This is a genomic window from Butyrivibrio sp. AE2005 (assembly GCF_000686965.1).
In the GTDB taxonomy this organism is placed as follows: Bacteria; Bacillota; Clostridia; order Lachnospirales; family Lachnospiraceae; genus Butyrivibrio; species Butyrivibrio hungatei_A.
This window is the reverse complement of the sequence record NZ_JMMD01000020.1, coordinates 57,903-66,528: the sequence shown is the minus strand read 5'-3', so window position 1 is coordinate 66,528 and position 8,626 is coordinate 57,903. Positions and strand designations below refer to the sequence as shown.

Here is an 8,626-nt window from a genome sequence, read left to right as displayed (position 1 = left end):
AATGGTTACCTCTTTCAAGGCATATCGCAACAGATCTCCCTAGGTACCACACGTTTCTTCCTCTCCATCTATCTGCCTCATTTATCATGCATGATTCCGTGTAGTTATTGGGCTTCGACTTGTGGAGCAGCCTCACCCTCATGCATAACCTTATATGAGATTTCTGTTCGTCAGACCAGAGATTTGCCCATGAGTTAGTATGTTCCTCATATCCAGCTTCCTTCAGATTCCATCTCACGATGGACACCCTTGCCTTCGGCTATATCCTTCCCACTACCAGGTGGATTCGGGACTTTAACCCGTTAGAAACGTGCGCCGCTAGGCGCACTCCGCATAAAAAGAAAAAGGATTAGATTGTGCACAACCTAATCCTATCACTATTTCGAATATTTTAAAAGTAAAATTTTTATAACCAATTAAACCGACTATACAAGCTCATACTTTTTAAGCGCATTCCAAATTCCGTCATCCTCAAGATGAGTTGTGACAAAGTCCGCTATATCCGCGATCTCATCAGCGCATCTTCCCATTGCAATAGCCGTTCCTGCAGTCTGCATCATTTCCATATCATTTACGCTGTCACCAAAAGCGAAAGTGTTTTTTACATCTTCAGATAAGAGTTCACAGACTTTCTCAATTCCCGTACCCTTATTAAAGCCCTTGGGAACCATCTCTACGACATGCTCGTTGTGGATCATATAATCATAAAGATCTTCAAGCTCAGCAAAACAGCTCTTGGTATCACATCCCGTCGTCGCGCATGACAATTTGTTGATATGCCAGTTTCCCCAATTATCATTGATACCGCGAAGTCTGTCTCCCATATCTGCCATAACTTTTCTGCCGTACATATCATTTTCAAAATCTTTTCTTTCCATATAGAGATATTCCGGGCCTTCAAGGATTGGTCTGAATCCATATCTTTGAACCGTTTCCACAGTTCTTATCGCATCATCTTTATCCATAATTCTGTTGTAAATAGTCTTTCCGTCGTATTCGATCATACATCCGCACGCCGAAACGATACCGTCAAAACCCATTCCCAAAAGTTCTTTATTGCTTACAAAAGATCTTGATCTTCCTGTGTTTATAAAGCACTTATGTCCGTTCTTCTTTGCCTTCCTTATTCCTTCTTTTGTGCTCTCCGGGATGTAATTCTTGTAGTCCCAAAGCGTTCCGTCAATATCAAAAAATAGAATCATTAATCTTTTCCACCCTAAATCCATCCTCCATCGAGGGTTATTATCTGTCCGGTCATATATTCGGGCGAGTCCGCAAGCATGACCGCAAGCTTGGCAACTTCTGTCGCTTCGCCCATTCTTCCGGCGGGTATCTCATCCTCAAGTGCGCTGAGATCTTCCTCCGTCAGATGTTCTCTGTTCATCGCGGTATCAATAACTCCGCACGCTATGGCATTAACCTGAATGTTACTTGGCGCAAGCTCTTTTGCCAGCGCTTTGGTAAAAGCATTCACGCCGCCCTTAGATGCGGAATACGCAACTTCACAGGATGCTCCGACGGAACCCCACACTGAAGTTATGTTTATTATCTTACCACAATGTTTCCTCAACATGACAGCAGCAGCTGATTTGCATGTAAAAAATACCGAATCAAGATTAGTGCTCATTACCTTTCGCCAATCAGCGACACTCATATCGGTAAGGAGCCCTATATGCGCTATTCCCGCATTGTTTATGACAACATCTATGTCTTTTATCTTCCTTGCAAAAAGATCCGTCACCGAATCATAATCAGCGGCATCGCAAGTGAAACTGCTGCATTTTATACCGTACTCGTTTCGAAGATACTCGGCAAAACCGGCCAACTGCTTTTCGCTCTGCTTACAGGTCAAAAAAAGTTCATCTCCCATTGCAGCGAAAGCTTCCGCAATAGCCTTTCCTATTCCTCTTGATGCACCGGTTATAAGGACTTTTCTGTTCACTTCGCGCCTCCTTTATATTAAATCAAAATGCGCTGCCCCCATAAAAGAGCAGCGCACATATTCTGTCTTGTATTAAACGATCAGCCTTGCAGATCACATACAGCCATTAGCAGCAATGTGAAAGTGCATCGATAACAGTTTCTTCAACAAAAGGCTTTGCAACAAATTCTGCTGCTCCGAGCTTAACCGCTTCCATCATCTTATGCTTCTGTCCTGCAGCTGTAATCATAACAACCTTTGCATTGGGATCAGCTTCTCTGATAAGCTTGAGTGAATCAATACCGTCAAGTACAGGCATAGTGATATCCATGGTAACAATGTCGGGCTTAAGTTTCATGTACTCATCAAAACCTTCCTGGCCGTTAACAGCTTCACCTACAATTGAATAGCCGGCTCTTTCCAATATATCTCTCAAAACTTTTCTTGAAGTTCTGGAATCATCTACTATTAAAACGTTCTTCATTTTCTATATTCCTCCAACCTATTACATGGTCGTTATTTTTGTGTCTTTTGATACTGCAATGAGATATTTAACCTCACCACCACAGATGTAAACAGGCATTACCATGATCTCATCACAGCTAGCTTCTGTTTCTGAAACAGAGAATGCAGGGGGCTCAAGCTCAATGAACTTTGATTCCTTACTCTGTTCTGTTACATATAAACCGTTGATACAATTTATAAGTTCGCAAACCGCGTCAAGCGCGTCTTCTCTTGTTTCAATAAATTCTTCCTTAGTGTACGCTTTAGCCATTCTCTGCACATCTTCAAACTTGCCTGAAATGCCTACAAACGCATTCTGATCTCCATGGAATTTCTGATAGCCAAGGACTTCATCCTTGATATTTTTTGTCGTATATGCCTTTCCGACAAATACATGACTATCCACGAGTCTGTACATATTCTTAATACCCATGGAAAACATTCCTCTGTACATCTGGTCTTCAGTCTCAAGGAAAATAGGCACGATCTTTTCAACATCACCGGACTTAAGTGTTGCCATATCCGACTCCGTGAAACCGTGAAGTTTCTGATATTCTTCCTCCACCTCTGCCAACTTACTCATGGAAATAGCTCCCATATCCGTAAGTGCCTGAATAAATGCGAGATACGGATTTCCCTGCAACTCCACAAGACGGCTTACCTGAGTCTCTGTCAAGTACCCACGCTCGATGGCAATATCACCAAAACGCTTATCCATAGATGCCTGCATGGCATTTACCTGTTCAGCCTGTGCTATAGTCATAAGCTTCTCTGCAACAGCTATAACACCAAGCTTAGCGCAATTGGATTCTTGTATCTGATATGCCTTCTCAAGCTGACTCTTGTCGAGCAAGCCTTTCTCAACCAAATATACACCAATTAGACGATCGAACATTGCTGTAGCTCCTATACATAAAAATTTGTTTATAACTTACAGTACCATTTTAGACCATTATCCGTATATAAACAAGACTATTTATTTCGCTACATAACAATAAATTGTACACCAAGGAGACGCTGAATCATTCATCGTTCACCCGGCATACAATTTCCCGGAACGTTTTATTATATTTTTCTTAATTATTTTCCATATGCGCCATCGCGCCATTCACAGCCCTCTTTACAGCGTTGTCGTCATCAGCTCTTCTGTTCTGCTGTGCCTTTGTCTCTCTGTAAGCTCTGTTGGCGCTGTCTATCGCAATTATCTGTTCCTTCGGCATGAAAATCCTGTGTCCCGCAGGATTGATCGCTACGCCGTCCTTATCTCGGATAAATCTTGCAATGTCGCTAAAAGAAAATACTGCGGCATTCCACTCATGTCCGAGCTTCATTTTCCCAAACTCGAATCCGTCGGTGAATACCGGCATAAAGATCTTATCATCGGCAGTCTTTACCATGAAGAATGTGAACTTTGTATCTTTTCCCATTCTCACTCTGCCGCTCTCTGTCTTTTCAGCATGTCCCTCATACTGCATGGGAACTATATATTTTCCGTTAAAGAGATTTCCGATCATTCTCTTTTCTTTAAGAGCAAGTATCTCATCTCTCTTCTCATATTTTACGGGCCATCTGCGCTCTTCAAGCATATCGAGCATTGAGAAGCAAAGCTGCGGATTTACGGGAGCATCTTTTATAACTCTGTTCCACTCGCCGGGAGCAGCTGAGATCTCGTCTCTCTTAAACTTCACTCTGTAAGCGCCGTTGTCTATTATCAGATCCTCAAGGCCGATGCAGTAAAGGAAATCAAAATATCCTTTTCTTGCCGCACCTTGTTCTTCCTGCTGCGGTTCAACCTCTATCTCTTTTACCATAACCTGACGGTACTGCTTCTTATAAAGTTCTGCAGCTTCTTCCGCCATCTCTTTTCCAAAATACAAAAGACCGTATCCATGATCGATAAACGGATATCCCGTCGACTTATCATAGATCACATATAGAATTTCAGCGTCTCTGACCCTGCGGATTATTTCGTTGTAAACTTTTCTGCGATTTCTCTCATAGTCGGGAATCGGAACCTCTCTGTCAAACTCATCAAAAGTCGTAAGAACAAACAAAAGCTCCTGATCGTTAAGTTCCCTAAGTTCATCTATCGAAATGTCATCCTCATATATTATCTGTCCGATATCATCCTTGCGTTCCTCGGATACAGTCTCAGCAAGACAGCACTCGACACCCGGAAGATTCACATGATTTAACTTCGGTATTGTCGGCCAGTCAAGGGCTGCATGAGCTTCTCTTACTTCCTCAAGTTCCCTCTCTCTTGCTATTCTGATTTCTTCATCAAGTTGTCCGGGCCGGAGCGCCTTCTCTTTTTTTCCCCCCAACAAACTAAATAATCCCATCTATATCCCTCTTTCGTCTGATGCTGTAGTCAGCTCTCGTAAAATGTTTTTGATACCCCTGCAAGATACTCGGGGTCACGGCTTCCCGCGGATTCATAGGGCGAATGCATTGCAAGCTGGGCAAGTCCTATGTCCACCGTGTTAATGGAAACCTGCGATGTTGAGATATTACCGAGCGTTGAACCTCCGGCAATATCCGAGCGATTGGTAAATGTCTGATAGGGAACATTCGCCTTCTCGCAAATAAGTTTAAATGTGGCTGCGGATACCGCATCCGTCGTATATTTTTGATTTGCGTTATATTTAATAACGATTCCGCCGTTCATAAGCGGTCTGTTTACAGGATCCGCCTTTTCCTTGTAATTGGGATGTACGGCATGTGCGTTGTCGGCGGAGATCATGAAACTGTTTGCAACAGCTGTGAAATACTGCTGTTGCGTTCTTCCAAGGCCTTCATTTATCCTGATAAGCGTATCCTTCAAAAATGTCGAATCCGCTCCCTGCTTGGTTCCGCTTCCGACTTCTTCATTGTCGAAAACGCAGTGCAAAACAACATTCTCAGATTCTTTTGCTGTAATAAACCCCTCGAATGTGGCATATACGCACTCCTGATCGTCAAGTCTCGAACTTGCGATATACTCATTGTTTGCGCCCCAGAATGTGGGTTTCACCCTGTTGTACAAAAAGAGATCATGGCTTAAGATGTCTTCTTTTTTCACCCCTGCAGCCTCTGCAACCACTTCAAAAAAACTGCCCTTGGAGCTTAAGTCTCCAAAAAGCGGTATGCAATCGGTCTGAGGATTGTACTTGGCTGAGCTGTTTGCATCTCTGTTCATATGGATAGCAAGTGAAGGTATCATCAAAAGATCTCTGTCCACATTTACGAGTTTTGATACAAATCCGCCTTTTCCATCTCGCACGATAAGTCTTCCCGCAACCGAAAGCGGTCTGTCAAACCAAGGTGCGCAGAGCATTCCGCCGTACTTCTCGGTATTTAATTTTACATATGCCGAAACTTCCTCCATCTCAGGATTCTCTTTTATCTTAAAAGAAGGAGAATCACTGTGACTTGCGATCACATAAAAACCTTTGAACTTCTTATCGGGTATCCTGAAAGAAATCACAGAAGAATCGTTTCTTGTAACAAAAAACTTTCCGGGCTTAAGTTCCCACTCCTCAGATTCCTTCAGTTCCACGTACCCCCTGTCGTCAAGCTCTTTCCTAAGATTGTCGACCACGTGAAAACATGTAGGTGATGCGTCAATAAACTCAAGCATTTTTTCTGTTATATTCTTCATATTACTTTTCCGCCTTTTATCATATTTATTGCAGTTTATGTAAACTACAACCAAATATAATTATAGCCTAAATTTGTTTTCAAAGATATGCGATCATCCTGTTATCGTCATATTAATTATATAAATAAAGCATTAACATTCTAGCACGCACAGGCTCAATATATCAAGCAGTTTTCATAGAACTATATGTAAATTTTTTTTGAACTTTTCTATTCCTCTTAAACCGCATAAAAAGAGGGCTCCGACTCTTTGGATAGTCGAAAGCCCTCATGGTCACTACATTTTTATCATATTAAATTTACGCATATACAAACCAGATGAAAAGATATCCCACTAACACTGCAGTTAATGTAAACGGAACTCCTATCTTCATGAAATCACCGAATGAAACTTCGTAACCTTCTTTTCTAAGCATTCCCACACCGGCGATATTTGCGGAAGCACCGATAGGTGTAAGATTTCCGCCAAGTGTTGCACCGATCAAAAGTCCGAAGTACAAAAGAAGCGGACTTGCCGACATCACGGCAGACAAACTTCCAAGTACCGGAAGCATGGTCGCAACATACGGGATGTTATCGATAAACGCCGAGATTGCAACAGAACCGAAAACTATAACCGTGTACAGCATAAAGACATTTCCTTTTCCCGCATCGGCTATGATATTTGCAAGTTCGTCAATGATGCCGACATTGGTAATTCCGCTGATAACGCAGAACAGACCTGCAAGAAGGAGCATCGTATCGTAGTCGATTGCTTTGAGCGAATGCCACATACTGTCTGTTCCCTTTGAAAGGAAAATTTCCCAGATGATATTGATGATTCCGCATACCATACAGATAACACCGTTCGTGATCTCAGGCTTATTCTGGAAAAAGGATGCGATAACAAGAAGCACAACGTGCCCAAGCATCATTATCGTAGGAACATAATCGGTTACAACAGTCTTCTCATCTGAGCTTACGGGTTCTTTGTCTTTTCTGAAAAGAACCATCATGATAGGAACCGTAGCAAGCGCTCCGAGCTCAACAGCAAAGAAAATTCCAAGCTTTCCGTCCATCCAGAAGAAATCGTTAAAGTCCATCCCTGCAGCTCCTGCGAGCATGATGGATGTCGTATCTCCAACAAGTGTCGCAGCTCCCTGAAGGTTTGATGAAACCGCGATACATATGATCATCGCAACAGGCGAGATCTTGAGTTTTTTGCAGATAGCAAGTCCAACAGGTGCAACCATAAGAACCGTCGCAACGTTATCGATAAATGCAGAAATGATTCCCGAGAAAAGAGACATCGATATCGTAACCCACAACACATTCGGCGCAACATTAAGAATCTTGTCCGCAATGTAATTGGGCATCTTGGATTCTATGAAGTAATCAACGATTACCATAGTTCCAAAAATCATCATAAGGACGTTCCAGTCTATTGCCGAAAACACCTGATTAAACGGAAGAATTCCCGTGATCACAAAAATAAGCGCCGTAGAAAGCGCAACGTATGCTCTTTTCTTAGGCAGAACCACCATAAGAACATACATTATTACAAATAAAACAATGGCTAAAGTTTTCAAGTTTCTTTACTCCTTCTGTTGAAAAAACTTTTATCACATATAAAACCTGATCTTCAGGTCATGCACATCTTCCGCCGCTTCCCTGCAAAGCCTGCAAAGCGCATCAAAATATTTTCCGAGCCTGTACTGTGCAAATTTGGCATTGTAAAAAATAATATTCCAGCCGTCGCCGCTCTCCGTAAGAACATCATAGAGCGCGTCAAGATTTCGGCCGTAATAATCCGGAAGAGGGAGCTCTTTTACAAGCTCTGCCTGAAGTCCCTCCGGCGTTGCAATTTCTGCTAAATCAATATAAAAAACCTTCTCCATAGTTTAATACACCTGCTCAAAGTTTTCATAATGATCGTCTGTATAATACACACTTCCGTCGTCTGAGTAAACTATACGCTTTGCTCCTCTTGAATCAGCACCCAGCGTATCTATATCACATTCTTTGTACTTCTTTCCATCGGGGAGCTTTCCCTCGTTGTTGCCAAATCTGTCTCCGCCTATGCACTTTCCTTTGGCGAATTCATCGAGCCCTCCGCCTGTCCAGCCAAGCTTTTTGGCCTCATTCTTAGTGATGAAATTGGAAGGAAGTTTGCCGTAAGTGTGGATATAAAGAGCCACATCATCTTTTGATGTATACGTTCCGTCTTCAGAAACCGCAGATGCCTTCTCATTATCACCTGCTGCCGCTGCATCGGAACCCGCAGCATTTGAAGCTTCTTCTCCTGAATTACCGCTCTCCGACACTTCACTTACAATATCGGACGCAAGCGCATCACCGTCCAAAGTTATCGCGTTGCCCGCTCCGGCAGTAAAAAGAATCGACAGATCCTCGGCAGAAATATCGCTTATTCCTGAGTTATCATATGAGGATGCATCCTCGCCGTCCGTTATACCGCGCGCTGCGAATATTCCGGAACCAACCGTCGTCAAAACCATAAACAACAGCATTATAAACGCAACTATCCTAACGCTGTTCTTACCTTTTTTCTTAAAAAAATTCACT

At 42.6% G+C, this 8,626-nt stretch carries 10 protein-coding genes; all 10 read right to left on the bottom strand.

What is annotated here, in order from left to right:
• The coding region (locus tag DL92_RS21565; RefSeq protein ID WP_242845864.1) for a hypothetical protein at window positions 1–238 on the bottom strand (238 nt) is incomplete at its 3' end.
• A 187-nt stretch (window positions 239–425) separates the two neighbouring features.
• The gene (locus DL92_RS0113040) at window positions 426–1,202 is read right to left on the bottom strand and encodes a Cof-type HAD-IIB family hydrolase (protein ID WP_034469175.1); all 777 of its coding nucleotides are present in this window, start codon (window positions 1,200–1,202) and stop codon (window positions 426–428) included.
• A 14-nt stretch (window positions 1,203–1,216) separates the two neighbouring features.
• Window positions 1,217–1,942, bottom strand: coding sequence for an elongation factor P 5-aminopentanone reductase (gene ymfI, locus DL92_RS0113035; RefSeq protein ID WP_026656760.1), 726 nt, complete (start codon window positions 1,940–1,942; stop codon window positions 1,217–1,219).
• A gap of 106 nt (window positions 1,943–2,048) precedes the next feature.
• Entirely contained in the window at window positions 2,049–2,405 is a 357-nt protein-coding gene (locus tag DL92_RS0113030) for a response regulator (RefSeq protein WP_026656758.1), read from the bottom strand.
• A 21-nt stretch (window positions 2,406–2,426) separates the two neighbouring features.
• Window positions 2,427–3,320: a chemotaxis protein CheX gene (locus DL92_RS0113025; protein WP_026667961.1), complete on the bottom strand. Its 894-nt coding sequence runs from the start codon at window positions 3,318–3,320 to the stop codon at window positions 2,427–2,429.
• Between the two features lie 181 nt (window positions 3,321–3,501).
• Entirely contained in the window at window positions 3,502–4,767 is a 1,266-nt protein-coding gene (locus DL92_RS0113020; protein WP_026656756.1) for an SseB family protein, read from the bottom strand.
• A 29-nt stretch (window positions 4,768–4,796) separates the two neighbouring features.
• Entirely contained in the window at window positions 4,797–6,065 is a 1,269-nt protein-coding gene (locus DL92_RS0113015; protein ID WP_026667960.1) for a M18 family aminopeptidase, read from the bottom strand.
• Window positions 6,066–6,363: 298 nt separating this feature from the next.
• Entirely contained in the window at window positions 6,364–7,632 is a 1,269-nt protein-coding gene (locus tag DL92_RS0113010; RefSeq protein ID WP_026656755.1) for an ArsB/NhaD family transporter, read from the bottom strand.
• Between the two features lie 33 nt (window positions 7,633–7,665).
• Complete coding sequence (locus tag DL92_RS19350) at window positions 7,666–7,941, bottom strand: barstar family protein (protein ID WP_051625351.1); 276 nt, start codon at window positions 7,939–7,941, stop codon at window positions 7,666–7,668.
• Between the two features lie 3 nt (window positions 7,942–7,944).
• Complete coding sequence (locus DL92_RS0112995) at window positions 7,945–8,625, bottom strand: ribonuclease domain-containing protein (protein ID WP_242845863.1); 681 nt, start codon at window positions 8,623–8,625, stop codon at window positions 7,945–7,947.
• Window position 8,626: the final 1 nt, after the last annotated feature.